The following is a 23,649-nucleotide window of genomic DNA, read 5'->3' as shown; positions in this document are numbered from 1 at the left end:
CCATCCCCGACATGCACCGGATCATCGGCAGCCACGACCTGCTGCTGGTCACCCTGGACACGCTCCGCTTCGACGTGGCCGAGGAGTTGGCCGCCGCCGGCCGGCTGCCCAACCTGGCCGCCGTCCTGCCGGGCGGCCGCTGGGAGCGCCGGCACTCCCCCGGCAGCTTCACGTACGCCGCCCACCAGGCGATCCTGGCCGGGTTCCTGCCCACCCCGGCCACGCCGGACGGGCCGCACCCCCGGCTGTTCGCGGCCCGGTTCGGCGGCTCGGAGACCACCGAGGCGCGGACCTGGGTCTTCGACACCCCGGACCTGCCCTCCGCGCTGGCCGCCGTCGGGTACCGGACGGTCTGCGTCGGCGGGGTCGGCTTCTTCAACCGGCAGGGCCCGCTCGGCTCGGTGCTCCCGGGGATGTTCCAGGAGAGCCACTGGGAGCCGGAGTTCGGCGTGCCGTCACCCACCTCCTTCGAGGCCCAGCTGGCCAGGGTCGAGCAGCTGACGGCCGAACAGCCGCCCGGGCAGCCGCTGTTCCTGCTGCTGAACGTCTCCGCCCTGCACCAGCCGAACTGGTTCCACCTGCCGGGCGCCACCCGGGCCGACGGCGACACCCGGGCCAGCCACGCCGCCGCCCTGGAGTACGTGGACGCGCACATCGGGCGGCTGTTCGCCGCGATGAGCCGCCGCCGCCCGTGCTTCGCGATCGTCTGCTCCGATCACGGCACCGCCTACGGCGAGGACGGTTTCACCGGGCACCGGATCGGCCACGAGGTGGTCTGGACGGTCCCGTACGCGCACTTCACCCTGCCGACCGGAAGCCACGGGAACCCCGCATGAGGCCCTATCAGTCCTACGTCTACGCCTACCCGCACAAGACCGCGTACCGGCCGCTGGAGCCCAGGCCGCCGCTGGGCGAGCTCTGGGCCGGCGAGCCGCAGGACGCGCTCTCGCTCTACCTGCACATCCCGTTCTGCGAGGTGCGCTGCGGCTTCTGCAACCTGTTCACCCGGATCGGCGGTCCGGACGGGCTGACCACCGCCTACCTGGACGCGCTGGAGCGGCAGGCGGTCGCCGTCCGGGCCGCGCTGGACGAGGGGGCCAGGTTCGCGGTGGCGGCCTTCGGCGGCGGCACGCCCACCTATCTGACGGCGGGTGAGCTGGAGCGGCTCTGCGACCTGACCGAGCGGCGGATGGGGGTGGACCTGCGGGCCGTGCCGCTCTCGGTCGAGGCCTCGCCGGACACCGCCACCGCCGACCGGCTAGCGGTGCTGGCGGAGCGCGGCACCACCCGGCTCAGCCTCGGCGTGCAGTCCTTCCTGGACGAGGAGGCCAGGTCGGCCGTCCGGCCGCAGAGGCGGGCGGCGGTGGAGGCGGCGCTCGGCCGGATCAGGGCAGCCGGCTTCCCGGTCCTGAACATCGACCTGATCTACGGCATCGACGGGCAGACCGGGGCGAGCTGGCTGCGCTCGCTCGACGCGGCGCTCGCCTGGCGGCCGGAAGAGCTCTACCTCTACCCGCTGTACGTCCGGCCGCTGACCGGGCTGGCCCGACGGTCCACCCCGCAGGACTGGGACGTCCAGCGGCTGGCGCTCTACCGCGCCGGCCGGGACCACCTGCTGGCCCACGGGTACCGGCAGGTGTCGATGCGGATGTTCCGCCGGGCCGACGCGGCCGCCGAGGTAGCGGGCGAGTACAGCTGCCAGACCGACGGCATGGTCGGCCTGGGCTGCGGCGCCCGCTCCTACACCGCCGGGCTGCACTACTCCTTCGACTACGCGGTGAACGCCACCGAGGTGCGCGGCATCATCGACGACTACGTGGCCACCACCGACTTCGGGCACGCCGAGCGGGGCTGGCCGATGGACCCCGACGAGGCCCGCCGACGGCATCTGCTGCAGTCGCTGCTCCAGGCCGACGGGCTCGAACTCGCCGACTACCGAGGCCGGTTCGGCAGCACCCCGGCCGAGGACTTCCCGGTCGAACTGGCCGCCTTCGCCGAGCGCGGCTGGCTGGCCGACGACCCCGACCGGCTGACCCTGTCGGCCGAGGGGCTGGCGCACTCGGACGCGGTCGGTCCGGCGCTGTTCTCCCCCGCCGTGCGGGACCGGATGGCCGGACACCAGGCCCGGTGACCACCTTTCTCGGCCTCCCCGGCGCCGGAGTCCCGGAGTTGACCGTCCTCTACCGGGGCCCGCTGGCCTCCTGCGACTACGACTGCCCGTACTGCCCGTTCGCCAAGCGCCAGGACAGCCCGGCCACCCTGCGGGAGGACCGGGCGGCGCTGGAGCGGTTCTGCGACTGGGTGGCCAAACAGCCCGCCGTCTCGGTGCTGTTCACCCCCTGGGGCGAGGGCCTGGTGCGGTCCTGGTACCGCCGGGCGATGGTGCGGCTCAGCCTGCTGCCGAACGTCCGCCGGGTGGCGATCCAGACCAACCTGAGCTGCCGCACCGACTGGCTGGCCGAGGGCGACCCGGCGAGCCTGGCGCTCTGGGTGACGTACCACCCGGGCCAGGTGGCCCGGGACCGCCTGCTGACCAAGTGCCGGGAGCTGGACGCGCTCGGTGTCCGGTACAGCGTCGGCGTGGTCGGCCAGCCCGAACACCTGCCGGCCGCACGGGAGTTCCGGGCCGCCCTGCGCCCCGAGGTCTACCTCTGGGTGAACGCCGCCGACGGCCGACGCTACACCGATGCGGAAGCCGCCGACTGGACGGCACTGGACCCGCTGTTCGGCTGGAGCCGGGAGCCGCACCCGAGCGAGGGCCGTCCCTGCCGGACGGGCTCCTCGGTGATCTCGGTCTTCGGCGACGGCTCGGTCCAGCGCTGCCACTTCGTCCGGGCCCCGCTCGGCAACATCTACGACGGCTCCTACCGGGCCGCCCTGGCCGAACGGCCCTGCCCGCTGCCGGTCTGCGACTGCCACATCGGCTACGTGCACCTGGAGCCGCTGCCGCTGTACGAGGTCTTCACCGACGGCGTGCTGGAGCGCATCCCGTACGGGCTCGACGCGTACCGGCTCAGCCGACCAGCAGCGCCAGCTGCCCGGTGACCGGGGCGGCCCTGGGCGGCAGTTGAGCGGTCAGCCGGGCCAGGTCGCGGGCGGCGTCCTCGGCCTGCTGGCCCCCGACCCCGGTGGCCAGCAGCTCACCGAGCAGGCCGACCGCCTCCGGCACCCGGCCGTCGGCGGCCAGCCAGAGCGCCAGGTCGTGGCAGGTCCGCAGGGTGCGCGGGTCGTGGGCACCGCACTCGCGGGCGAACTCGCCGATCAGCGGCCAGAGCCGACGGGCCGCCTCGGTGGGCGAGCCGGCCGCGCCGAGCGCCCAGGCGGCGTCGGCCCGGGCCCGGAGCTCGGCGGCCCGGCCCGGCTGGATCTCGGCCAGCCGGCGGGCCACCTCCAGGCCGTCGGCCGGGCGGTCCGCCGGGTCCTTGGCCAGCAGGTCGAGGATCAGCCGCTCCAGTGCCAGTGGCAGCTCGGGCGCGACCTGCCGGGGCCGGGGCGGATCGACGTCCACGTGCTGACGCATCAGGCCGACCACCGTCCCGGCGTTGAACGGCCGCTGCCCGACCGACAGTTCGTACAGCATGCAGCCGACCGCGTACAGGTCGACCCGGCCGTCCACCGGCCCGTCCGCCCAGCGCTCGGGCGCCAGGTAGATCGGGCTGCCGATCACCGTGCCGATCGTGGTCAGGCCGCCCGGGTGGCCGTCCAGCCGGGCGATGCCGAAGTCCAGCACCTTCGCGTGACCGGCCTCGGTGATCATGATGTTCTCGGGCTTGATGTCCCGGTGCACCACGTCGGCCCGGTGGGCGGCGGCCAACGCCACGCAGACCTGGCCGAGCCAGTCCAGCACCTGCGGCAGCCCGGGCCTGGCCTGCTTCACCACCGCCGCCAGCGAGTGGCCCTGCACCAGCTCCATCACCAGGTACGGGCTGCCGGTCGCGGTCTCGCCGATGTCGTGCAGGGTGACGATGTGCGGGTGGTTCAACTTGGCCACCGCCCGCGCCTCGTGGCGGAACCGGGCGATGTCCGCCGCCCCCAGCTCGGCCGAGTCGGAGATCACCTTGACCGCGATCTCCCGGCCGAGCCGGGTGTCGACGGATCGCCAGACCACGCCGAAGCCGCCCCGGCCGATCTCCTCGACCAGCCGGTACTTGCCGTCCAGTACGTCCCCGGCCCGCATGTGTCCGCTCCCCCCGCGTGGCGCCGTGTCGGGGAGAGTCCACCACACGACGGCGACCGGGAGGGGAACGACGGGCTACGCCTTGGGCTTCGGCAGGCCGGGCGGGTTCAGCTCGGGAGTCTGCACGGCCTCGTTCTCCAGCCCCCAGCGCTTGAGCACCTGGCCGTACGTGCCGTTCTTGACGATCTCCCCGATGGCCTCGTGCAGGGCCTTGACCAGGCCGTTGTCCTTCTTGGTGGTGGCGGCGATCTTGCCGAGGACGTCCGCGCCTGCGCCCGAGTAGGTGCCGATGATCTCGGTCTCACCGGTCTGCGCGACGTGGAAGGCGGCGGTCGGGTTGGGGCCGAGGTAGGCGTCGATCCGGCCCGAGCCGAGCGCCAGGTAGTAGTCGGCGGAGTTCTGGAAGTACTTGATGTCGACCGGCTTCAGACCGTTCCGCAGGTTCTCCTCGTTCCAGCCGATCAGCAGCTTCTCCTGGTTGGTGCCGGAGGCCACCGCGATGGTGTGCCCGGCCACGTCCTTGGGCCCGGTGACCTTCCAGCCGGCCCCCTTCTTCGCCTCGAAGCCGAGGATGTCCAGCCGGTAGGTGGCGAAGTCGTACTTCTCCTTCCGGGCCTCCGTCACGGTGATGTTGGAGAAGCCCGCGTCGTACTTGCCGGCGTCCAGGCCGACGAAGATGTTCTCCCAGGAGACCGGGTTGAGCTCGACCTTGAGCCCGAGCACGTCGCCGACCAGGTAGGCGATGTCCGGCTCGGCGCCGATCACCGTCTTGTTGTCGTCGGCGTAGAAGTCCAGCGGCGGGGTGGTGCCGAGCGAGTCGACCACCCGCAGGGTGCCCCGCTTCCGGATCTCCTCCGGGACCAGTGCGGCGATCGCGTCCACCTTGCCGGTGGTGACCCGCTTCTGGTCGGCCGTCAGGTTCACCTTGGTCCCGTCCGGCGCGGTGTTGCCCTTCCCCGCGTTCAGGTCGGCGGCGGCCTCGCCGCCGCAGGCGGTGAGCAGCAGGGTGGCGGTCAGACCGGCGGCAGCGGCGACCAGGGCACGACGGGGTAGGGACATGGCGTTGCTCCAGAGGGGTGAAGGGAAAAGAGGGTCAGAGGACCTTGGAGAGGAAGGCGCGGGTGCGCTCGTGCTGCGGTGCGTCCAGCACGGCGGCCGGCGGGCCCTGTTCGACCACCACGCCGCCGTCCATGAAGACCACCGTGTCGGCCACCTCGCGGGCGAAGCCGATCTCGTGGGTGACCACGATCATCGTGGTGCCGGAGCGGGCCAGGTCCTTGATCACGTCCAGCACCTCGCCGACCAGCTCCGGGTCGAGGGCCGAGGTCGGCTCGTCGAAGAGCAGCACCTTGGGCTCCAGGGCCAGCGCCCGGGCGATCGCCACCCGCTGCTGCTGGCCACCGGAGAGCTGCCTCGGGTAGGCGTCCGCCTTGTCGGCCAGGCCCACCCGGGCCAGCAGCTCCAGCGCCTGCTTCCGGGCCTGGGCCTTCGGCCGGCGCAGCGCGCTGATCGGGGCCTCGGTGACGTTCTCCAGCACGGTGAGGTGCGGGAACAGGTTGAAGTTCTGGAAGACGAAGCCGATGTGGGTGCGCTGGCGCAGCACCTCACGCTCCTTCAGCTCGTACAGCTTGCCGCCGAAACGGCGGTAGCCGATCAGCTCGCCGTCGATCGAGACGTAGCCCCGGTTCAGCTTCTCCAGGTGGTTGATGGCCCGCAGCAGCGTGGACTTGCCGGAGCCGGACGGGCCGAGCACCACGGTCACCGAACCGGCGGCGACCTGGAGGTCCACTCCGCGCAGCACCTCCAGCTGGCCGAAGCTCTTGTGCAGGCCCCGGACGTCCACCATCGTCGTGCCGGTCAACTGGTGCCTCCTGTGGGCGCGGTGAGTCGGGTGGCCTGGATCTGCCGGACCAGTGCGCGGGCCCGTTGCAGCGGGGTGGGCGGCGGGGTGCGCTGCGAGCCGCGCGCGAAGTACCGCTCCAGGTAGTACTGGCCGAACGAGAGCAGCGTGGTCAGCACCACGTACCAGACGGTGGCCACCATCAGCAGCGGCACCACCCGGCCGGTCCGGCCGTAGACCACCTGGACCTGGTAGAAGAGTTCGCCGATCGCCATCACGTAGACGATCGAGGAGCCCTTGAACAGCGAGATCACCTCGTTGCCCGCGTTCGGCAGGATCGAGCGCATCGCCTGCGGCAGCACGATCCGGCGGATCTGCCGGAACCGCGGGATGCCCAGGGCGGCGGCCGCCTCCAGCTGGCCGGCGTCCACCGAGATCACCCCGGCCCGGATGATCTCGGCGGCGTACGCGGCCTGGTGCAGCGCCAGGCCGAGCACGGCGGCGCCGAGCGCGCCGAGCAGGTCCATGGTCTCAAAGCTGAGCACCGTCGGGCCGAACGGGATACCGATGCCGAACCGCTTGTAGAGGTAGGAGAGGTTGAACCAGAAGACCAGCTGGACGATCAGCGGGATCGACCGGAAGGCCCAGACGTAGACCCAGGCGATGGTCTGCAGGATCGGACTCCTGGACAGCCGGAGGAAGGCCACCACGGCGCCCACCAGGAAGCCCAGCACCGTTCCGTACAGCGTCAGTTGGAGGGTGACCCCGACCGAGCGCAGGATGGTGTCGGTGGTCAGGAAGGCCCGGAAGGTGGGCCAGTCCCAGCCCGGGTTGGTGGCCAGCCCGTGGACGAACTGGGCCACCACGACGACGGCGGCGGCCCCGGCCAGCCAGCGCCAGGGGTGCCGGGCCGGGACCACCGGCAGCTCGGCCAGTTCGTCCGGCCCGGCGGCGGCCACGGGTCTCTCGGAGGTGACAGTGGTCATGACGGACCTCACGGAAGCTCGGGCGGGCTGATCTCGGACTTGGTCAGGGCGGAGCCGGTGGTGCCCCACTTCTCCAGGATCTTCCGGTAGGTGCCGTCCTGGATCAGCTGGTTGACCGCCGCCTGGAAGGCCGGGGTGAGCGGTGAGCCCTTCTTGAACGCGAAGCCCACGTCGAGCCGGCGGAACTCGCTCAGGAACCGGGTGCCGGAGGCCGGCTGCGACTCCTGGTAGCGTAGGCCGTTGATGGTGGACATCACCAGGTCGACCTTGCCCTGCTGGAGGCTGGTCAGGGTGGCACCGGTGTCGGAGTAGGCCCGCACCTCGTACGCCTTCTTCCCGGCGTCGGTGCAGACGTTCTTCTTCGAGTTCAGCGTGGTCTCGAAGGTGGTGCCGACGCCGGTGCCGATGGTCAGGCCGCAGAGCTGGGCGATCTCCTTGACCGGTTGCTGGGCGGTGTTGTCCTTCTTCACCGCGAAGCCCTGGCCGTCGTTGATGTAGGTGACGAAGTCGATCGTCTTCAACCGGGCCGTGGTGACACCGAAGTTGCCGGTGCCGAGGTCGTACTTGCCGCTGTCCAGCGCGGGCAGGATGGTCTCGAAGGCCGCCTCCTCGCGCTCGATGGTGAGGCCGAGCACCTTGGCCACCGCGTCGGTGAAGTCCACGTCGATCCCGGCCGCCTTCTTCACCGCCGGGTCCGGGTAGAACGCGCTCGGCGGGGTGCCGGAGGAGCCGCCGAGCTTCAGCCGCCCGGCCTTCCGGGTCTCCTCGGGGAGCAGCGCGGCCGCCTTGTCCGACTTCGGTACGGTCGAGACCACGTCCTGGGCCGCCGCCGCCAGCGCGGAACTCCCGGCCGGGCCGGGCGACTTGCCGGTACCCGAGCCGCAGGCGGCGGTGAGCACCAGCAGGGCGGCGGCGGTCAGCAGTGCGGGTGCGCGTCTCACGGGGTCGGGGCCTTTCGGGGGAGGTGCCGGAACGGGAGGTGCTTCTCGAAGGGCAGCGGGGCGAAGATCGCCGGGTCGCGGTCCAGGTCGAACAGCGGGGTGTAACCCGTGGCCAGGTAGAGGCCCTTGGCCTCGGGCTGGCGCGGGCCGGTGGTGAGGTGGATCCGGCGGTAGCCGGCCGCCTCGGCGGCGAGTTCCAGCTCGGCCAGCACCCGGCGGGCCAGGCCGCGCCGACGGTGCGCCGAGTGCGTCCACATCCGCTTGAGCTCGGCGGTCCGCTCGTCGTAGCGGCGGTACGCGCCGCCCGCCACCGGTTCGCCGTCCGCCAGCAGGAGCAGCAGCGCGCCGTCCGGGGCCTCGAACTCGCTGTCCGGGAACCGGCTCATCTCCTGGTGGCCGCCGGGGCCGTACCGGGTGACGTACTCGTGGGTGAGCTCGCGGACCAGCGGCTCGGTGAGCGGGTCGGCCAGGGTGACCCGGCGGACCTCCAGCAGCGCGCCGCTCATGCCTGCAGGGCGATCAGCTGGTGCCGGTCCCGCTCCCGGGCTGCCGCCTTGGCGGCGTCCCGCTTGGCGACCTCCTCGCGGACGATCGGGATCACGTACCGGCCGAAGTCGATGGCGTCGTCCAGCAGGTGGTAGCCCCGGGCCGACAGGATGTCCACGCCGAGGTCGTAGTAGTCCAGCAGCGCCTGGGCGACCGTCTCCGGCGTGCCGACCAGCGCGTTGGAGTTGCCCGCGCCGCCGGTCGCGGCGGCGGTCGGGGTCCACAGCGCGCGGTCGTAGCGCTCCCCGGCGGCGGCGATCTCCAGCAGTCGCTGCGAGCCGGTGTTCTCCGGCGCCCAGCCGCCGTCCGCGCCCTTCGCCCGGGGCAGCAGCTCGCCGCCCCCGACCCGGGATTTGATCAGGTCGACGGTGCGGTGCGCCTTCTCCCAGGCCAGTTCCTCGGTCGGCGCGATGATCGGCCGGAACGCCACCTGGATCCTCGGGGTGTCGGTCCGCCCGGCGTCCTTGGCCGCCTGCCGGACCCGCTCGATCTGCTCGGCGGTCCGGGCCAGCGGCTCGCCCCAGAGGCAGTAGATGTCCGCCTCGGCACCGCCGGCCGCGTAGGCGGCGGGCGAGGAGCCGCCGAACGAGACGTCCGGGCGCGGCTCTTGAACCGGGAAGACGTCCGAGACGAAGTCCTCGAACCGGTAGAACTCGCCCTCGTGGTCGAACCGCTCCCGGGTGGTCCAGATCTTCTTCACCAGCGCGATGTACTCCCGGGTGCGGGCGTAGCGCTGGTCCTTGGTCAGGAAGTCGCCCTCCCGCCCCTGCTCGCGGTCGCTGCCGCCGGTGATGAAGTGCACCGTCAGCCGGCCGTCGCTGATCTGGTCCAGGGTGGCGAAGGTCTTGGCGGCGTAGGTCGGGTAGGACACGTTCGGCCGGTGCGCCAGCAGGATCTGCAGCGTGTCCAGCTTGCTCGCCAGGAACGCGGCGGCCGGGGCCGGGTCGGGCGAGCCGGAGCCGTAGGCGAACAGCACCCGGTCCCAGCCGTACTCCTCGTGCGCCCGGGCCAGCCGCAGGGTGTACTCGCGGTCGAAGGCGGCGGTGGTGCGGGTGGTGGTCTCCGAGCCGTCACCGGTGGCGGCGATGCCGAGGAATTCGACGGGCATGGCGAAGGGCCTTTCGGTCGTGCGGCGAGCAGGGGGCAGCGGCGCCCGGGCAGGCCGACGGTGCGGCTGGGCGCTGGGGTGGGAAGGGGAGCGCGAGGGGCGCTGGGCGCGTGACGGCGCGAAGGGGAGAGACGTGGGACAGGGGCCGGTGGAACGGCCGCGACTACCGGGTCAGGCGCAACACGCGGCCGACCACACTCGACCGAAGTCGATGTGGCCGCGCGTCACCAGGCGCTGCTGCTCGGGGTCCATGGAGGAAGTTGAACAGTGGATCTCACGGGGCGTCAACCTCTCCGCGATTCCTTCATGTTCTGTTATCAGTAGGAACGGACCACTCTTGACAGTTGCCGTTCGTCCACGCCTACGATCGGGGGTCGGGCGCGTTGAGGGGCGCCGCCCGGTGTGACGGCCCAGCCACGTCTGGAGCCGGCCCATGGCCACAGTCCTGTCCACCCCCACCCGCCAACAGACCGACGAGGCACCGATCGTGGCCCGCCGCCGGCCCGGCCGGACGGTCGCCTCGGTGCTCGCCCTGCTGGCCCTGGCGATGGTGCTGAACTCCGTCCTGCGCAACCGGGCGTTCGGGTGGGACGTGGTCGCGCAGTACTTCACCACCACCGCGATCGTGCAGGGCCTGCTGCTCACGCTCTGGCTGACCGCCGCCGTGATGGTGCTCGGCTTCGCCCTCGGCACCGTGTTCGCGGTGTTCCGGCTCTCCGACAACCCGGTGCTGCGGAGCATCAGCTGGGGTTTCGTCTGGATCTTCCGGTCCACCCCGCTGCTGGTCCAGCTGCTGTTCTGGTTCAACATCGGCGCGCTCTACCCGACCCTCGGCCTGGGCCTGCCGTTCGGCCCGGAGTTCCTCACCGTGAAGACGGTCGACCTGTTCGGCCCGACCCTGACCGCCGTGATCGGCCTGACCCTGCACGAGGCCGCGTACGCCGCCGAGGTGGTGCGCGGCGGCATCCTCTCGGTGGACCAGGGCCAGTTGGAGGCGGCCCAGTCGCTCGGCCTCCGCCGGGCCCGGGTGCTGCGCCGGATCGTGGTCCCGCAGGCGATGCGCTCGATCGTGCCGACCGCAGGGAACATGCTGATCGGCACCCTCAAGGGCACCAGCATCGTCAGCGTGCTGGCGGTCCAGGACCTGCTCCACTCGGCCCAGTTGATCTACAACCAGACCTATCAGGTGATCCCGCTGCTGCTGGTCGCCACCGTCTGGTACGTCGCGGTGACCAGCGTGCTCTCGGTCGGCCAGTACTACCTGGAGCGGTACTACGCCAGGGGCGCCACCCGAGGCCCGCTGCCGCCGACCCCGCTGCAGCGCGCCCGGGCCCTCTTCGCCCGTACGGGGGTGGCCCGTTGAGCACCCTGGCGATCATCGGGGCGGGGCCGCGCGGCACCGGTCTGCTGGAGCGGATCGCCGCCAGTGCGGCCGAACTGCTGCCGCCCGAAAGGCCGTTGGAGATCCACTTGGTCGACCCGTACCCGCCCGGCGGCGGCCGGATCTGGCGGTACGACCAGTCCCCGCTGCTGCGGATGAACTCGATGGCGGAGGACGTCACGATGTTCACCGACGAGTCCGCCACCGTCGAGGGCCCGGTCCGCCCCGGCCCCTCGCTGGCCGAATGGGCGGCCCGGCCCGAGGAGTTCGCCCCGTACCAACCCGTCGCCGACCCGGCCGTCCGGGCCGAACTGCGCTCGCTGGCGCCGACCGACTTCCCCACCCGGCGGGCCCAGAGCGCCTACCTGGACTGGGTGTTCCGGCGTGCGGTGGCCGAGCTGCCCCCGCACGTCACGGTCACCGTGCACCGGGACACCGCCCGGTCGGTCAGCGGCCCGCCGCACGGGGCGCAGCTGGTCCAGCTCTCCGACGGCGTGCTGGTCGCCGACCAGGTGGTGCTGACTCTCGGTCACCTCGGCGCCGCCCCCGACCCCCGGCACCACGACCTGGCCGCGTTCGCCGCCCGGCACGGCCGGTTCCACCTGCCGCCCGCCTTCTCCTCGGACGTCGACCTCTCCGGCCTCGCCCCCGGCGAGCAGCTGGTGCTGCGCGGCTTCGGGCTGGCCTTCGTCGACCTGGTCGCGATGCTCACCGAGGGCCGGGGCGGCCGGTTCGTCCCGGCGCCGGACGGGCTCGCCCTGCGCTACCTCCCGTCCGGCCGCGAACCGGTGATCCACGTCGGCTCCCGGCGCGGCGTGCCCTACCACTCCAAGACCGGCTACCGGCTCCAGGGCCCGCCCGCCCCGCTGCCCCGGTACTTCGACGCCGCCGCCGTCGACCGGGTGCTGGCCAACCCCGGACCGCTCGAACTGCGTCGGGACTTCTGGCCGTTGATGGCCAAGGAGATCGGCTTCGGGCACTACCACGAGCTGTTCCACGCCCATCCGGAGCGGGTCGAGCTGCCCTGGGCCGACTTCCTGGACGACTACGACCGGCTGGACTGGTACACACCCGAGCTGGCCGCCCTGGTGGCGCGGTCCGTCCCCGATCCGGCCGACCGGCTCGACTTCGAGGCGCTCGACCACCCGCTCACCGGCCTCCGCCTCACCCCCGACGCCCTCCAGCAGCACCTGCGCGACCACATCACCGCCGACGCCGACCGCCGGGCCGACCCCGCGCACAGCGCCGACCTGGGGGCCTTCCTCGCCCTGCTCTCGCTCTACGGCCAGCTCCCCCGGATCATGGCCACCGGCCGGCTCACCGCCGACTCGGTCGCCACCGAACTCGACGGCTGGTGGTTCGGCTTCTTCAGCTTCCTCGCCTCCGGGCCGCCGGGCTTCCGGCTCCGCCAGCTGCTCGCCCTCTCCGAGGCCGGCGTCGTCCGCTTCCTCGGCGCCGACCTGCGGGTCGAACCGGACGAGTCCACCGGCACCTTCGTCGCCACCAGCCCCACCACCCCCGGCCACCGGGTCCACGCCACCGCCCTGATCGAGGGCTACCTGCCCAAGCACGTGCTCTCCCGCACCGAGGACCCGGTCCTGCGCGCCCTCGCCCGCAACGGCGAACTCCTGGAGGAGTCCGGCCTGCTGACCGTCTCGCTGACCGACGGCCGCGTGCTCGACCCCACCCTCGGCAACGCCCCGCACCCCCGCCGCACCGCCCTCGGCCCGCACACCAACGGCCGCGCCTACACCGCCTTCGCCCGCCCCCGCACCAACGCCCCGGGCTTCCGCCAGAACGACACCGCCGCCCGCAACCTCCTCACCCTCCTGGCGGACGACCCCGCTGATGTGCGGCTCCGCCGCGTGGGCGACCCCGACCTCCTGGCAGACGCCTCAGAAGAGTCAGGGGCTCGGGGAACTGCTCAGCCGCCCACGGCGCCAGGGGCTCGGGGAACTGCGACGCCGGCCTCGGAAAAGGTCACACGTGGGTAGGCGGTCAGGCACTTTCGCAGTGACCCGAACGCCAGATCTCCTCGCAGTTCCCCGAGCCCCTGGGTAGTAGACCGCTGAGCACCTGCCAACAGTGCAGCCCCGAACCCCTGACCGTAGATGCCCGAGCGCCTGCCCAGAGCGAGCTCCGAGCCCTTGGACAGGGCAGCCTGGTGTCCTGCGTAAGGTGAGGCACACCCCGTACAAGGAAGTAGGGCTGTCATGGCGAAGCAGGCGCCGCAGAGCGACCCGGCGCAGGACCGGGCCGAGGTCACCGATCCGAAGCACGCGGCGGCCGGTCTCACAGCCGTGGCCCACAGCCTGCGGATGGCGAACGACCAGATGAGCCCCCAGCGGACCCTGGCCACCCTGCGGAAGGTGAACCAGCCGGACGGGTTCGACTGCCCCGGCTGCGCCTGGCCCGAGCCGGGCCGGACGCATACCGCCGAGTTCTGCGAGAACGGCGCCAAGGCCGTCGCCGAGGAGGCCACCGAACGGCGGATCACCACCGCGTTCTTCGCCGAGCACCCGGTCGCCGAACTGGCCGATCGGTCCGGCTACTGGCTCGGCCAGCAGGGCCGGCTGACCGAGCCGATGCTGCTCGACGCGGGTGCGACGCACTACACCCCGGTCTCCTGGGAGCGGGCCTTCGCGATCGTCGCCGAGGAGCTCACGAAGCTGCCCTCCCCCGACGCCGCCGCCTTCTACACCTCGGGCCGGACCAGCAACGAGGCCGCCTTCGCCTACCAGCTGTTCGCCCGTCAGCTCGGCACCAACAACCTGCCGGACTGCTCCAACATGTGCCACGAGTCCTCCGGTTCGGCGCTGGTGGAGACCCTCGGGGTGGGCAAGGGCAGCGTCAGCCTGAAGGACCTGTACCAGGCCGACCTGATCATCGTGGCCGGGCAGAACCCGGGCACCAACCACCCCCGGATGCTGTCCGCGCTGGAGCGGGCCAAGCGGGCCGGCGCGAAGATCGTCAGCGTCAACCCGCTGCCGGAGGCCGGGCTCGAGCGCTTCAAGAACCCGCAGAACGCCCGTGGCCTGGCCGGTACGGGCACCAAGCTGACCGACCTGTTCCTGCAGATCCGGCTCGGCGGCGACCTCGCCCTGTTCCGCGCACTGAACCAGCTGATCCTGGCCGCGAAGGACGGAGTCGACCACGACTTCGTCGCCGAACACTGCCTGGGCTACGAGGAGTTCGCCGCCGAGGCGGCCACCACCGACCGCGCCGAGGTGCTCGCCGCCACCGGCCTGCCCTGGGAGCAGATCGAGCAGCTCGCCGAGCTCACCCTCACCTCGCGGAAGGTGATCGTCTGTTGGGCGATGGGCCTGACCCAGCACAAGCACTCGGTGCCGACCATCCGTGAGGTGGTCAACTTCCTGCTGCTGCGCGGCAACGTCGGCCGCCCCGGCGCCGGGGTCTGCCCGGTGCGCGGGCACAGCAACGTGCAGGGCGACCGCACGATGGGCATCTTCGAGCGCCCCGCCCCCGCCTTCCTGGACGCCCTGGGCAGGGAGTTCGGCTTCGAGCCGCCGCGCGAGCACGGGCTGGACTCGGTCGACACCATCCGGGCCATGCGCGACGGCAAGGTGCAGGTCTTCTTCGCGATGGGCGGCAACTTCGTCGCGGCCACCCCGGACACCGAGGTGACCGAGGCCGCGATGCGGCGCTGCGCGCTGACCGTGCACGTCTCCACCAAGCTGAACCGCTCGCACGTGATCACCGGTGCCCGGGCACTGATCCTGCCCACCCTGGGGCGGACCGACCGGGACCGGACCGCCGTCGGGCCCCAGTTCGTCACCGTCGAGGACTCGATGGGCATGGTGCACTCCTCGCGCGGCGGCCTCCAGCCCCCGTCCGAGCAGCTGCTGTCCGAGGTGGCCATCGTCTGCCGGCTGGCCCGGGCGGCGCTCGGCGAGGCGAACGACGTGCCGTGGGAGCGGTTCGCCGAGGACTACGACAGCATCCGGGACCGGATCTCCCGGGTGGTACCCGGCTTCGACGACTTCAACGCCAAGGTCCGCCGCCCGGGCGGCTTCGCCCTGCCGCACGGCCCGCGCGACAGCCGGACCTTCCCGACCGCCACCGGCAAGGCCAACTTCACGGTCAACCGACTGACCGCCCCCGAGGTACCCGCCGGGCGGCTGCTGCTCCAGACGCTGCGTTCGCACGACCAGTACAACACCACCGTCTACGGCCTGGACGACCGCTACCGGGGCATCACCGGCGGCCGCCGGGTGGTCATGGTCAACCCGGCCGACGCCGCCGAGCTGGGCCTGACCGCGGGCGGGTACGTCGACCTGGTCAGCGAGTGGGTGGACGGCACCGAGCGCCGGGCCCCGCACTTCCAGGTGGTGCACTACCCGGTGGCCCGGGGCGGCGCCGCCGCGTACTACCCGGAGACCAACGTGCTGGTCCCGCTGGACTCCACCGCCGAGATCAGCAACACCCCGACCTCCAAGGCCGTGGTGATCCGGTTCGAGCCCGACAGCACCGGCTGATCCCGCCGGCCGACCGACCGTCAGGTCCGTCGGCCGACACTCCGGCCCGCGAGTGACTGATTTGTCTGATCTGCACCTAATCTGACACCAGCTCACCCCCACCGCCGGAGGTACCCGCGCCATGGCCGACACCGTCCCGCAGCCCGGCAGTGCCGACCCCCGCGACCTCACCCAGGGGCCGCCCACCCCGGCCGCCCGGCTGCTCCCGCTGATCCTCCCGGCCATCCTCACCGGCATCGGCGCCGGCCTCACGCTGATCGCGATCAGCAAGGTCGCCGGGCGGCTGGAGAACCTGCTCTGGGAGATCATCCCGGACGGCCTCGACATCGACGGCTTCGGCCCGTGGTGGATCCTGCTGGTCCTCACCGTGACCGGTGCCGCCGTCGGCCTGACCGTGTGGCGGGCGCCCGGTCACGCCGGACCGGACCCGGCCACCACCGGCCTGGTCGACCCGCCGGTGCCGCCGTACGTGCTGCCCGGGCTGATCGTGGCCACCGTCCTGGCCCTCGCCGGGGGTGTCAGCCTGGGGCCGGAGAATCCGATCACCATGGTCAACATCGCGTTGGCGTACTGGCTCGGACGGCGTTTCATGCCCTCGGCCGGGCCGGCCCTGTGGGTCGCCCTGGCCGCCGCCGGCACCGTCGGCGCGCTCTTCGGCACCCCGCTCGCGGCGGCGCTGATCCTCTCCGAGATGCCGGGGCCCGGGGCGCTCTGGGACCGGCTGTTCGCCCCGCTGATCGCCGCCGTCACCGGGTCGATGACCACCCTGCTGCTGGTCGGCAACGACTTCGTGATCAAGGTCCCCGGCTATCCCGGCACCCGCGTGGTCGACGTGCTCTGGGCCCTGCTGGTCGGCGCGGTCGCGGCGGCGTTCGGGATGACCGCGGTCTACGTCTTCCCGCTGGTGCACCGGGCGTTCCGGCAGATCCCGCACCCGGTCGCGATGCTCACCGTCGGCGGGCTGACGCTCGGCGCCCTGGGCGCGCTCGGTGGCGAGCTCACCCTGTTCAAGGGGCTGGACCAGGTCAAGGAGCTGGCCCTCGACTACTCGCACCACGGCTTCTGGAACCTGCTCGGGATGGCCGTGCTGAAGCTGCTCGCGCTGGTGGTGGCCTCGGGCTCGGGCTTCCGGGGCGGCCGGATCTTCCCCGCCGTCTTCGCCGCGGTCGCGCTCGGCTTCGCCGTCAGCGCGCTGATCCCCTCGGTGCCGCCCGCCCTCGCGGTGTCCTGCGCCGTCCTCGGCGTGCTGTTCGCGGTCACCCGGCAGGGCTGGCTCAGCCTGTTCACCGCCGGGGCCATCGTGCCCGACCTGGCGCTGCTCCCGCTGCTCTGCGTCGCGGCACTGCCGGCCTGGCTGATCGTCACCGGCCGCCCCGAGCTGCTGCTCGCGAGCGACGAGCCCGAGCCCGGGGCCGTACCGGCGTAACGCCGGACGCGCGTCAGCCGGTCGTGCCCGGCGAGCCCTCGTTCTCCTTCGGGTTCGTCGAACCGGAGACCGAGGCGGACGCGGAGCCCGACTCCGAGCCGGTCGGCGTGCCGGAGCCCGTCGGCGTGCCCGTCCCGGTGCCCGGCGAGGACGTGCCGCCGGACGGCGTACCGGTCGGCGAGGTGGTGACGGGGGGCGTGACCGGCGGCGTGCCGGTCGGCGAGGTGGTGACCGGCGGCGTGACCGGTGCGGTCGGGGTGGTCGGGGTGGTCGGCGGTGCGGTCACCGGGGGCGTGGGCAGGTTCTCCGGCTTGGCCGGCTGGATCGGGGTCACCGCGTCCGCCCCCTTGGGCAGTTCGGGCACTTTCCAGCTGCCGCCCGGGTCGTCCGAGACCGCCTGCGGGTCCGGCCGGACCGCGCCGAGGATCGGCATCGCCCCGATCGGCGAGACCTTGATCACCGAGCCGGTGCGCGGCGCCTGCACCACCAGGCCGCCGCCGATGTACATCGCGATGTGGGTCGCACCGGCGTAGTAGACCACCAGGTCACCGGGGCGGAGCTGGTTCAGCGGCACCTTGGTCAGCTCGGACCACTGGTCCTGGCTGACCCGGGGGATGTTCAGCCCGGCGGCCAGCCAGGCCTGCGAGGTGAGTCCGGAGCAGTCGAACTTGTCCGGCCCGGTACCGCCCCAGAGGTAGTCCTTGCCGAGCTGGGCCAGCGCGAAGGCGACCGCCTTGCGCCCGGCCTGCGAGGGCGTGCGCTCCCCCTTGCCCAGCGCGCCCGAGGCGAGGAAGGCCAGCTGCGCCTCGTCCGCCCGGTTCGTCTCCAACTGCTCCAGCTCGCTGCGCTGCGCCCCGGTCAGCGAGCTGACCATCTGCTCGACCTCGGCCAGCCGCTTGGCCACGTCGGCCTTGCCGGCCTCCTGCTGGACGGCCAGCGCCTGGGCCTGGGCAAGGGTCGCCTCGGCCAGCTGCTGAAGCACCGTCAGGGTGGCCCGGTCGGCCTTCAGCCGGTCCAGGAACTCGCTCTGCGAGCGCGAGGCGGTGTTCAGCAGCTCGGCCACCACCGCCGCCTCGTACGGCGAGTCGGTGAGCAGCAGCTCGGCCAGGTCGGACGCGTTGCCGTTCCGGTACTGGGCGGCGGCCAGCTGGGACGCCAGGTCGCCGCCGGCGTCCACCGCGGCCTGCTGGTGCTCCAGCCGGACCTTCAGGTCGGCGACGGTGGTCTGCTGGGTGGCGAGCTTGGCGACCGTCCCGTTGTACTGCTCGGTGGCCGCCTCGGCCTCCCGGTACAGCTCGTGCAGCCGGTCCAGCATCGGGCCGAGGGTGGCCTTGGCCTGGGCCAGCGGGTCGGCGCCGGGGGCGACCGAGACCGGGGGCTGGGGAGCGGCGAACGCCGTCCCCGCCGTGCCGAACGCGAGCGCGGCCAGGGCCAGCACCGCCCCGCAGCGCAGGGCGGCTCGCACCCAGGGCCGCACGCCGTTCTCCGTCGTCCGCACCCCAGCGCGCATCTGCTCGCCCTCCCCGTCGTCCCCGAGCCCGGCCCGCCGTGCGGCCAGGCAATTCGGGCTTGATCCTGCCACGCACCACCCGGCTCGAGACAGGGGGTTACCCGGCCACCCGATGAATTCTCAGCTCAACTTCAGATTGGATGTGAGACAGCTCTCAACAAACCGTCACCAAACCGGACCTTGCCTCTCAAATCGGCTGGTCAGTGGCCACGGCTCCACACTTCGGAAGGGTTCCGGCAACCTCGGCGACACCATCGGAACCTCAACTCCCGGCCCAGTTCACCTTCCGTTCACCAACCCTCCCTACCGTCGCCGGTGACACCAGCGTCAGTCCGACAACTACGACGATTGTTTGGGTTATGGAACACATCACGTTCCTGGTGGCCGTTGTGATCATCACGGCGCTCGCCTTCGACTTCACCAACGGCTTCCACGACACCGCCAACGCGATGGCCACCTCCATCGCCACGGGAGCCCTCCGCCCGAAGGTCGCGGTCACCATCGCTGCGGTCCTCAACTTCGCCGGCGCCTTCCTCTCCGTGAAGGTCGCCACCACGATCTCCGGCGGCATCGTCAACGAGAAGACCGGTCTGCAACCGGCGATCATCTTCGCCGCCCTGGTCGGCGCGATCCTGTGGAACCTGCTGACCTGGTTGAAGGGCCTCCCCTCCAGCTCCTCGCACGCGCTGTACGGCGGCCTGATCGGCGCCACCGTGGTCGGGGTCGGGCTGAACGGCGTGAACTTCGGCGTCGTCGTCTCCAAGATCCTGATCCCCGCCGTGGCCTCCCCGATCGTGGCCGGCCTGGCCGCCTGGGGCGCCACCAAGCTGGCGTACCGGATCACCCGGAACGGCCGTGAGGCCACCACCAACAAGGGCTTCAAGGCGGGTCAGATCGCCTCGGCCTCGCTGGTCTCGCTGGCGCACGGCACCAACGACGCGCAGAAGACCATGGGCATCATCACCCTGGCGCTGGTCTCGGTCGGGGCGCTGCCGAAGGGCGCGCTGCCCCCCACCTGGGTCATCGTCAGCGCCGGTGCGGCGATCGCGATCGGCACCTACATGGGCGGCTGGCGGATCATCCGCTCGATGGGCAAGGGCCTCACCGACATCCAGGCGCCGCAGGGCTTCGCCGCCGAGGCGGCCGCCACCACGGTGATCCTGACCTCGTCGCACATGGGCTACGGCCTCTCCACCACCCAGGTCGTCTCGGGCGGCATCATGGGCGCCGGTCTCGGCGGCCCGAAGGCCGAGGTGCACTGGAGCATGGCCCGCCGGATGCTCTACACCTGGGGCCTGACCCTGCCCGCCGCCGCCACCGTGGCCGGCCTGGCCGCCTTCGTCGCGGACAAGGGCACCTGGGGCGTCCTGCTGGTCGGCGCCGCCCTGGTGATCGGTTCCGGCGCGATGTGGATGCTCTCCCGCCGCCGGCCGGTGCACGCCGACAACGTCAACGACACCGACGTCACCCCGGTCGAGCTCCCGCAGACCCCGGCCCCCACCCCCGCGTCGACCACCGTCGCGGCCTGAGCCCGGAAGGCTTCCTCCCATGAGCATGAGCATCAAGTGGGCCGCCCTGGCCGAGACCGCCGGTGTCAGCTTCGTGGTCACCGTCGCCACCGTCGCGGTCTTCGCCCTCGGCATCATGGCGCTGTCCCGCCGCGAGGCGGCCCAGGAGGGCGGCACCGCCGGAGCGGGGACCGCCAACCTGGCCCTGGCCGGGGCCTCGGTCTGCTTCGCCGCCTGCGCCTCGGTGGTCGGCTACGGCCTCTACCTGATCGCCGGCTAGGACCCGGACACACCGCTGCCCTCCCCGTCCGCCAACGGGGAGGGCAGCGGCACGTCCGGGGTCAGTCGAGCGCGAGCTCGCGCGGCTGCCCGGCCGGGGCCTCGTCCCGGGCGGTGCGCAGCGGCACCTCGCGGATCAGCAGCACCACCAGGAACGCGAGCAGCGCGAGCGGCGCGGCGATCAGGAAGACCGTGGCGACCCCGCGCCCGAACGCGTCGGTGACCAGCGGGACCACCTGCGCGGGCAGCGTCTTCAGATCCGGGATGCCGCCGCCGGCCGCGGCGGTCGGCAGGTTGGCGGCGGTCAGACCCTCCGTCAGGTGCCGGGTGACCTGGTGCGAGAGCAGCGCGCCGAGCGCCGAGACGCCCATCGCCCCGCCCATCGTCCGGAAGAAGGTCACCGTCGAGCTGGCGGTGCCGAGCTCGTGCCGGGGCACGGTGTTCTGCACGGCCAGCACCAGGTTCTGCATGGTCAGCCCGAGGCCGATCCCGGTGACCGCCATGGCCACCGCCAGCACCGCGTACGGGGTGTCGTCCCGGACGGTGCCGAGCAGCGCGAAGCCGACCGCGAGCAGTCCGGTCCCGGCCACCAGGTACGCCTTCCAGCGGCCGTACCGGGTGATCAGCCGGCCCGCCACGGTGGAGGAGACCGCCAGGCCGAGGATCATCGGCAGGGTGAGCAGCCCGGCCATGGTCGGCGACTCCTGCCGGGCCAGCTGGAAGTACTGGCTGAGGAAGGTGGTCGAGCCGTACATCCCGACCCCGACCAGCACGCTGGCGATCGCGGCCAGCGTCACCGTGCGGTGGCGGAACAGGTCCATCGGGACGATCGGCTCGGCCGCCCGGCGCTCGGCCGGCACGAACAGGACGGCCAGCCCGAGCCCGCCGCCGACCATCACCAGGGTCTGCCAGGAGAGCCAGGGGTAGCTGTCGCCGGCCAGCGAGATCCAGATCATCAGCAGGCTGACCGAGGCGGTGATCAGTACCGCGCCGAGGTAGTCGATCTTCACCTTGCGCTGCACCACCGGCAGCCGCAGGGTCCGCTGCAGCACCACGATGGCGATCAGCGAGAACGGGATGCCCAGGTAGAAGCACCACCGCCAGCCCAGCCAGCTGGTGTCCACCACCACGCCGCCGATCAGCGGCCCGCCGATGGTGGCCAGGGCGAAGACCGCCCCGAAGTAGCCGCTGTAGCGGCCCCGTTCGCGCGGCGGCACCATGGCGGCCAGGCAGATCTGCGCCAGCGCGGTGACCCCGCCGGCCCCGATGCCCTGGAGCACCCGGCAGGCGATCAGCTGGCCGGCGTTCTGCGACAGACCGGCCAGCGCGGAGGAGACGATGTAGATCACCAGCGCGATCTGGACCAGCAGTTTCCGGCTGACCAGGTCGGAGAGCTTGCCCCAGATCGGGGTGGCGGCGGTGAGCGAGAGCAGTGCGGCGGTGACCACCCAGGTGTAGGCGGTCTGGCCGCCGTGCAGGTCGGTGAGGATGTGCGGCAGCGCGTTCGCGACGACGGTCGACGAGAGCACCGCCACGAAGAGGCCGAGCAGCAGCCCGGAGAGGGCTTCGAGGACCTGACGGTGGGTCATCGGGGCGGGGTCTGAAGTTGTGGTCATGCGGGTCCTTCGGCCTGGATTTTTGTTGCCTTTGGCAACCATAAGACGAGATGGTTGACAAAGGCAACAATCAGGCGGTGGGCTCAGCTCGGCTTGGGCTCGCCGATCGCGTCGTTGAACCGCTGGAGAAGATCGGCGAGTTGGGCCACGTCGGCACTGTCCCAGCTGCCCAGCATGTCCCGGAACCGGCCCAGCCGGCCGCTCCGGGCGGCCAGGTAGCGGGCCTCGCCGTCGGGGGTGAGCGACACCAGCGAGGAGCGCCGGTCCAGCGGGTCGGTCTCCCGGGCGACCAGCTCCAGCTCCTCCAGCACCTTGACCTGCCGGCTGATGGTGGCCTTGCCCACCCCGAAGTGCAGGCCGATGTCGGTCAGCCGGACCTGACCGCGCTCCTGGATGAAGCCCAGCATGCTGTACGCCACGCCCTCCAGCGCCGGGTGCACCTGCCGGGACATCTCGGCCGCCCTGGCCCGGCCGCGCCGGAACAGCACGGCCACCTCGCGCTCCACGGCGGTCAACGCCTGCTCGGCGGTCCGGTGGTCAGCTGCCCGCTCAGTCATGGCGTCAGTATCCCGCAGTCGAGCCTCCGTTGATCGGCAACTGTTTCATGATATGAAGTATCCGTTTTGCCCTTGCTTGCGTTCTAAGGAGAGCTTCGATGGCCGACCCGGGCCGCCAGGGATTCCTCGCGGAAGTCAAGGACGCGGTCACCCCGCGCGCCGCCCTGTTGGTGATCGCGGTGCTGCTGCTGCAGCTCGGGTTCATCACCTCGTACGTCGGTGCCCTGCACCACCCGACCCCGCACGAGCTGTCGATCGCCGTGGTCGCCCCGCCCCAGGTGAGCCCAGAGCTGGTCGGCGCCCTGGAGTCGGTCCCGGACAACGCGGTCCGCGCCACCACCGCGACCGACCGGGCGGACGCGATCGCCCGGATCAAGGACCAGAAGATCTACGCCGCCTGGCTCGTCGACCCGGCCGGCACCCAGGACACCCTGCTGGTCGCCGACGCCCGCGGCCCGGCCGCCGCCACGGCCGCGGAGACCATCGTCACCGCCGTCGACAAGAGCCAGGGGCGGACGGTCGTGGTCGAGGACGTGCTGCCGCTCGCCAAGGGCGACGCGGAGGGCCTCTCCTCCTTCTACCTGGTGGTCGGCTGGTGCGTCGGCGGCTACCTGGTCGCCTCCATCCTCGGCATCAGCGCGGGCTCCCGGCCCGCCAACCCCAGCCGCGCGGTGATCCGGCTCGCCTCACTGGCGCTCTACTCCGTCGCGGCGGGCATCGGCGGAGCGGTCATCATCGGCCCGGTGCTGGGCGCACTGCCCGGTTCCAGCTGGGGGCTGCTCGGGCTGGGCACGCTGGTGGTGTTCGCGGTCGGGGCGATCACCATGGCCCTGGAGTGCCTCTTCGACGTGGTCGGGATCGGGCTGGCGGTGCTGATCTTCGTGGTGCTCGGCAACCCGAGTGCGGGTGGGGTGTTCCCGCCGCCGATGATGCCCGCGTTCTGGCGCGCGATCGGTGCCTGGATCCCGAACGGGGCCGGCACCGACGTGGCCCGCTCCATCGCCTACTTCGGCGGCACCAACATCCTCGTCCCCCTGCTCGTCCTCGCCGCCTGGGCCGTGGTCGGCGTCGCCGTCACCATGGCAGCTGTGATCCGGCGCCCCCGCTACGGCCGCGAACAGATGACGGCCTAGCACCCGGGGGCTGCGCTTTCGGCAGGCGCCCAGCCGTCAACTACCCACGGACTCGGGGGCTGCGCCGTAGGCAGGCGCCCAGCCGTCAACTACCCAAGAGCTCGGGACTGCGCCGTAGGCAGGCGCCCAGCCGTCAACTACCCAA

The 23,649-nt window shown here is 72.2% G+C and carries 20 protein-coding genes; 10 read left to right on the top strand and 10 right to left on the bottom strand.

The window, feature by feature from the left end:
- Positions 1-11 precede the first annotated feature (11 nt).
- Genes ACIRPK_RS08680 through ACIRPK_RS08670 form a run of 3 tightly spaced genes read left to right on the top strand, consistent with a single transcriptional unit; the run spans position 12 to position 3,045 of the window.
- Positions 12-836, top strand: coding sequence for an STM4013/SEN3800 family hydrolase (locus tag ACIRPK_RS08680; RefSeq protein ID WP_403035153.1), 825 nt, complete (start codon positions 12-14; stop codon positions 834-836).
- A complete protein-coding gene (locus ACIRPK_RS08675) occupies positions 833-2,131 on the top strand; it encodes an STM4012 family radical SAM protein (RefSeq protein WP_403034918.1) in 1,299 nt (432 codons plus the stop codon). The genes ACIRPK_RS08680 and ACIRPK_RS08675 overlap by 4 nt, the downstream gene beginning before the upstream one ends.
- Positions 2,128-3,045 (top strand): STM4011 family radical SAM protein, encoded by a 918-nt coding sequence (locus ACIRPK_RS08670; RefSeq protein WP_403034915.1) that lies wholly within the window; start codon positions 2,128-2,130, stop codon positions 3,043-3,045. Before ACIRPK_RS08675 ends, ACIRPK_RS08670 begins: the two co-directional genes overlap by 4 nt.
- On the opposite strand, the gene ACIRPK_RS08665 is transcribed toward ACIRPK_RS08670, so the two are convergent.
- The 7 genes from ACIRPK_RS08665 to ACIRPK_RS08635 form a co-directional block, all read right to left on the bottom strand.
- Entirely contained in the window at positions 3,014-4,177 is a 1,164-nt protein-coding gene (locus ACIRPK_RS08665) for a serine/threonine-protein kinase (RefSeq protein ID WP_403034912.1), read from the bottom strand. The two genes, ACIRPK_RS08670 and ACIRPK_RS08665, sit on opposite strands and share 32 nt — an antisense overlap.
- A gap of 75 nt (positions 4,178-4,252) precedes the next feature.
- Positions 4,253-5,236, bottom strand: coding sequence for an ABC transporter substrate-binding protein (locus tag ACIRPK_RS08660; RefSeq protein ID WP_403034909.1), 984 nt, complete (start codon positions 5,234-5,236; stop codon positions 4,253-4,255).
- 34 nt (positions 5,237-5,270) lie between these two features.
- The gene (locus ACIRPK_RS08655) at positions 5,271-6,023 is read right to left on the bottom strand and encodes an amino acid ABC transporter ATP-binding protein (protein ID WP_403035150.1); all 753 of its coding nucleotides are present in this window, start codon (positions 6,021-6,023) and stop codon (positions 5,271-5,273) included.
- Between the two features lie 11 nt (positions 6,024-6,034).
- Complete coding sequence (locus tag ACIRPK_RS08650) at positions 6,035-7,003, bottom strand: amino acid ABC transporter permease (protein WP_403034906.1); 969 nt, start codon at positions 7,001-7,003, stop codon at positions 6,035-6,037.
- An 8-nt stretch (positions 7,004-7,011) separates the two neighbouring features.
- Positions 7,012-7,944 carry an ABC transporter substrate-binding protein gene (locus ACIRPK_RS08645; RefSeq protein WP_403034903.1) on the bottom strand — a complete coding sequence of 311 codons (933 nt, stop codon included), beginning with the start codon at positions 7,942-7,944 and terminating at the stop codon, positions 7,012-7,014.
- Positions 7,941-8,450: a GNAT family N-acetyltransferase gene (locus ACIRPK_RS08640; RefSeq protein ID WP_403034900.1), complete on the bottom strand. Its 510-nt coding sequence runs from the start codon at positions 8,448-8,450 to the stop codon at positions 7,941-7,943. Before ACIRPK_RS08640 ends, ACIRPK_RS08645 begins: the two co-directional genes overlap by 4 nt.
- The gene (locus ACIRPK_RS08635; RefSeq protein WP_403034897.1) at positions 8,447-9,598 is read right to left on the bottom strand and encodes an LLM class flavin-dependent oxidoreductase; all 1,152 of its coding nucleotides are present in this window, start codon (positions 9,596-9,598) and stop codon (positions 8,447-8,449) included. The genes ACIRPK_RS08640 and ACIRPK_RS08635 overlap by 4 nt, the downstream gene beginning before the upstream one ends.
- A 433-nt stretch (positions 9,599-10,031) precedes the next feature.
- Here ACIRPK_RS08635 and ACIRPK_RS08630 point away from each other — a divergent pair, with 433 nt between their 5' ends.
- From ACIRPK_RS08630 to ACIRPK_RS08615, 4 genes are all read left to right on the top strand, one after another.
- Complete coding sequence (locus ACIRPK_RS08630; protein ID WP_403034894.1) at positions 10,032-10,961, top strand: amino acid ABC transporter permease; 930 nt, start codon at positions 10,032-10,034, stop codon at positions 10,959-10,961.
- On the top strand, positions 10,958-12,973 hold the full coding sequence (locus ACIRPK_RS08625) for an FAD/NAD(P)-binding protein (protein ID WP_403034891.1): 2,016 nt from the start codon (positions 10,958-10,960) through the stop codon (positions 12,971-12,973). Before ACIRPK_RS08630 ends, ACIRPK_RS08625 begins: the two co-directional genes overlap by 4 nt.
- A gap of 219 nt (positions 12,974-13,192) precedes the next feature.
- Positions 13,193-15,475 (top strand): FdhF/YdeP family oxidoreductase, encoded by a 2,283-nt coding sequence (locus tag ACIRPK_RS08620; protein WP_403034888.1) that lies wholly within the window; start codon positions 13,193-13,195, stop codon positions 15,473-15,475.
- Between the two features lie 121 nt (positions 15,476-15,596).
- A complete protein-coding gene (locus tag ACIRPK_RS08615) occupies positions 15,597-16,901 on the top strand; it encodes an ion channel protein (protein WP_403034886.1) in 1,305 nt (434 codons plus the stop codon).
- Between the two features lie 13 nt (positions 16,902-16,914).
- On the opposite strand, the gene ACIRPK_RS08610 is transcribed toward ACIRPK_RS08615, so the two are convergent.
- Positions 16,915-18,411 (bottom strand): NlpC/P60 family protein, encoded by a 1,497-nt coding sequence (locus ACIRPK_RS08610; protein WP_403034883.1) that lies wholly within the window; start codon positions 18,409-18,411, stop codon positions 16,915-16,917.
- A 359-nt stretch (positions 18,412-18,770) separates the two neighbouring features.
- On the opposite strand from ACIRPK_RS08610, the gene ACIRPK_RS08605 reads away from it, so the two are divergent.
- Entirely contained in the window at positions 18,771-19,940 is a 1,170-nt protein-coding gene (locus ACIRPK_RS08605; RefSeq protein ID WP_403034880.1) for an anion permease, read from the top strand.
- 19 nt (positions 19,941-19,959) lie between these two features.
- Positions 19,960-20,199: a hypothetical protein gene (locus ACIRPK_RS08600; protein ID WP_403034877.1), complete on the top strand. Its 240-nt coding sequence runs from the start codon at positions 19,960-19,962 to the stop codon at positions 20,197-20,199.
- A gap of 61 nt (positions 20,200-20,260) precedes the next feature.
- Here ACIRPK_RS08600 and ACIRPK_RS08595 read toward each other — a convergent pair whose 3' ends face one another.
- Complete coding sequence (locus tag ACIRPK_RS08595) at positions 20,261-21,814, bottom strand: MDR family MFS transporter (protein WP_403034874.1); 1,554 nt, start codon at positions 21,812-21,814, stop codon at positions 20,261-20,263.
- Between the two features lie 83 nt (positions 21,815-21,897).
- A complete protein-coding gene (locus ACIRPK_RS08590) occupies positions 21,898-22,371 on the bottom strand; it encodes a MarR family winged helix-turn-helix transcriptional regulator (RefSeq protein WP_403034872.1) in 474 nt (157 codons plus the stop codon).
- Between the two features lie 98 nt (positions 22,372-22,469).
- On the opposite strand from ACIRPK_RS08590, the gene ACIRPK_RS08585 reads away from it, so the two are divergent.
- On the top strand, positions 22,470-23,504 hold the full coding sequence (locus ACIRPK_RS08585) for a DUF3533 domain-containing protein (protein WP_403034869.1): 1,035 nt from the start codon (positions 22,470-22,472) through the stop codon (positions 23,502-23,504).
- Positions 23,505-23,649 lie beyond the last annotated feature (145 nt).

It is taken from the genome of Kitasatospora sp. NPDC101801, from assembly GCF_044766665.1.
In the GTDB taxonomy this organism is placed as follows: Bacteria; Actinomycetota; Actinomycetes; order Streptomycetales; family Streptomycetaceae; genus Kitasatospora.
Note: the sequence above shows the minus strand (reverse complement) of the source record. Positions and strands in the feature narration are given on the sequence as shown.

Excerpts from the sequence above, each read along its gene's own strand:
- ACIRPK_RS08675 (WP_403034918.1), top strand. The coding sequence starts at position 833 with ATGAGGCCCTATCAGTCCTACGTCTACGCCTACCCGCACAAGACCGCG.
- ACIRPK_RS08630 (WP_403034894.1), top strand. The coding sequence starts at position 10,032 with ATGGCCACAGTCCTGTCCACCCCCACCCGCCAACAGACCGACGAGGCA.
- ACIRPK_RS08650 (WP_403034906.1), bottom strand. The coding sequence starts at position 7,003 with ATGACCACTGTCACCTCCGAGAGACCCGTGGCCGCCGCCGGGCCGGAC.
- ACIRPK_RS08680 (WP_403035153.1), top strand. The coding sequence starts at position 12 with ATGCACCGGATCATCGGCAGCCACGACCTGCTGCTGGTCACCCTGGAC.
- ACIRPK_RS08660 (WP_403034909.1), bottom strand. The coding sequence starts at position 5,236 with ATGTCCCTACCCCGTCGTGCCCTGGTCGCCGCTGCCGCCGGTCTGACC.
- ACIRPK_RS08590 (WP_403034872.1), bottom strand. The coding sequence starts at position 22,371 with ATGACTGAGCGGGCAGCTGACCACCGGACCGCCGAGCAGGCGTTGACC.
- ACIRPK_RS08605 (WP_403034880.1), top strand. The coding sequence starts at position 18,771 with ATGGAACACATCACGTTCCTGGTGGCCGTTGTGATCATCACGGCGCTC.
- ACIRPK_RS08620 (WP_403034888.1), top strand. The coding sequence starts at position 13,193 with ATGGCGAAGCAGGCGCCGCAGAGCGACCCGGCGCAGGACCGGGCCGAG.
- ACIRPK_RS08600 (WP_403034877.1), top strand. The coding sequence starts at position 19,960 with ATGAGCATGAGCATCAAGTGGGCCGCCCTGGCCGAGACCGCCGGTGTC.
- ACIRPK_RS08610 (WP_403034883.1), bottom strand. The coding sequence starts at position 18,411 with ATGCGCGCTGGGGTGCGGACGACGGAGAACGGCGTGCGGCCCTGGGTG.
- ACIRPK_RS08585 (WP_403034869.1), top strand. The coding sequence starts at position 22,470 with ATGGCCGACCCGGGCCGCCAGGGATTCCTCGCGGAAGTCAAGGACGCG.
- ACIRPK_RS08655 (WP_403035150.1), bottom strand. The coding sequence starts at position 6,023 with ATGGTGGACGTCCGGGGCCTGCACAAGAGCTTCGGCCAGCTGGAGGTG.
- ACIRPK_RS08595 (WP_403034874.1), bottom strand. The coding sequence starts at position 21,814 with ATGACCACAACTTCAGACCCCGCCCCGATGACCCACCGTCAGGTCCTC.
- ACIRPK_RS08640 (WP_403034900.1), bottom strand. The coding sequence starts at position 8,450 with ATGAGCGGCGCGCTGCTGGAGGTCCGCCGGGTCACCCTGGCCGACCCG.
- ACIRPK_RS08665 (WP_403034912.1), bottom strand. The coding sequence starts at position 4,177 with ATGCGGGCCGGGGACGTACTGGACGGCAAGTACCGGCTGGTCGAGGAG.
- ACIRPK_RS08635 (WP_403034897.1), bottom strand. The coding sequence starts at position 9,598 with ATGCCCGTCGAATTCCTCGGCATCGCCGCCACCGGTGACGGCTCGGAG.
- ACIRPK_RS08615 (WP_403034886.1), top strand. The coding sequence starts at position 15,597 with ATGGCCGACACCGTCCCGCAGCCCGGCAGTGCCGACCCCCGCGACCTC.